The sequence below is a fragment of the Salinivibrio sp. MA427 genome, assembly GCF_001996115.1.
Classification (GTDB): Bacteria; Pseudomonadota; Gammaproteobacteria; order Enterobacterales; family Vibrionaceae; genus Salinivibrio; species Salinivibrio costicola.
In genome coordinates, this window is sequence record NZ_MUFH01000394.1 from 1 (window position 1) to 1953 (window position 1953).

A 1953-nucleotide genomic window follows, 5' to 3' on the forward strand; every position below is an offset into this window, starting at 1 on the left:
GATCTGATGCATGAAGTGACACGGCTAGCGCTGACAGGGTTCACTTTTCAAGGACGCCCGCTAGAGCTGCTTTCTGCCTTATCAGGTCAGGAAGCAAAAGAGATTTTACAGCGAGAGCAGGACATTGCCTTAGCGCTTGTCGATGTGGTGATGGAAACCGAACACGCTGGACTTGACCTGGTGCGCTATATCCGTGACGAGATGAACGATCATGTTATTCGGCTAGTGCTACGCACAGGTCAAGCAGGTCAGGCGCCAGAAGATAGCGTGATTCGTGACTATGACATTGATGACTACAAAGAAAAAACCGAGCTGACGACACAAAAGTTGAAAACCTTACTCTACTCGATGCTCCGCTCGTACCGCGATCTATGTACGATAGAAGAACAAAAGCAAGGCCTTAAGCGCGTGATTGAGGCATCAGCCAATGTACAGAACACCACTAATCTTCAACATTACGCCACTGCGGTGTTAGAACAGCTTACCTCTCTGCTTTATATTCACGATTCTGCCTTTTATTGCGTGGTACAACCACGCCCTGGCGCCGAAGAAACAAGAGCGTTAACCCTAGCCGCGACCGGTGAATATGTGGACTGCTATACCGAGTGCGCGTTTGAAAAACTGCCTCCTATTGTATCAGCTCGATGCAAACAAGCCCTCGAAACTCGGACGAGTATTCAGTTTGATGATGGGTTTGTTCTATTCCATCGTGATGATGAGGATGTCGAATTTCTGTTGTACGTCAACCACGCGAAAACTCTTTCGGAATTAGATCAGCATTTACTCAAAATATATATGCAGAACATTGGTTTAACCTTTGAGAACCTCAGCCTCATGGTGGATCTTCGCGAAACCTCCAAAGAGCTGGTGTACAACCTTGCCAATGCCGTTGAAGCGCGGAGTAAAGAAACCGGCGCTCATGTACAACGTGTGTCTTTATTTTGTGAAAAACTGGGCGAGCTGTATGGGCTGGATGAACAAAAAACGATGCTGATGAAACATAGCTCACCGCTGCATGATGTGGGTAAAGTCGCCATTCCTGACGCGATTTTACATAAACCCGGTAAGCTCAATGCAGAGGAGTGGGACATCATGAAAAAACACGTTGAATATGGCGTAGAAATACTGAGCCATTCAAAGCGGCGATTAATCTTAGAAGCCAAGGAAATAGCAGCCACACATCATGAAAAGTGGGACGGCAGTGGCTATCCTAACCAGCTAGCCGCAGAGGCAATCCCGATTAGCGGGCGCATTTCAGCTTTGGCCGATGTATTTGATGCGCTAGGGTCTAAACGGTCTTACAAAGAAGCGTGGACAGATGACGATATCCGTCATGAGTTATTCGCGCAACGCGGCAAACATTTTGAACCCAAGCTCGTCGATTTACTCCTTGAGCATTGGGATGACTTCGTTGCCATTAGGGAAGCGTACCCAGATTGAACTGAAGATTTACATTTAGATTTTTCTCTTAATCATCATTACAGCGCGACAGTCTATCTATGACCCGAAGCCATAAATTCGATGACAGCATTCGTAACCCTTTCTTCAGCCTGGTAGGCCGACGCATTCTGCTAATTATGGTTTGTCTCAGCGGTTTTTTCACGCTATTGACCACAGTGTTACAGAGCTATTGGCAGTATGATGAAGCCTTTAGTCAAGTGGAAAATCGCCATGATGAAATTGAGCATATCCACGCCGAATTAATCGCGAGCTCACTGTGGATTTACGATCTCACCAGTGTTCAAGAGCGAATCGATGGATTAGTCAACCTTCCTCATGTTGACTACCTAGCCATACGGTCCGAAAACTATCTTTTTGAGGCAGGCAAGCCAGTCGACCTGAAAAAGATGGTGAATGAGTACCCACTGGAATATGATGACCCAGATACAGGTAAAACGCAGCGCGTCGGTACCGTCTATGTTGAGTCAAATATCCAGACCATCTATACCGAAT

1 protein-coding gene and 1 pseudogene are annotated in these 1953 nt (G+C 46.5%); both read left to right on the forward strand.

The genetic code is table 11. The features are described from left to right. Positions 1 to 1440 (forward strand): DUF3369 domain-containing protein (locus BZG79_RS14900; RefSeq protein WP_108743315.1); only part of this gene is annotated, 1440 nt, incomplete at its 5' end. Between the two features lie 59 nt (positions 1441 to 1499). Then, positions 1500 to 1953, forward strand: a pseudogene (locus tag BZG79_RS14905) (ATP-binding protein); the annotation flags it as partial.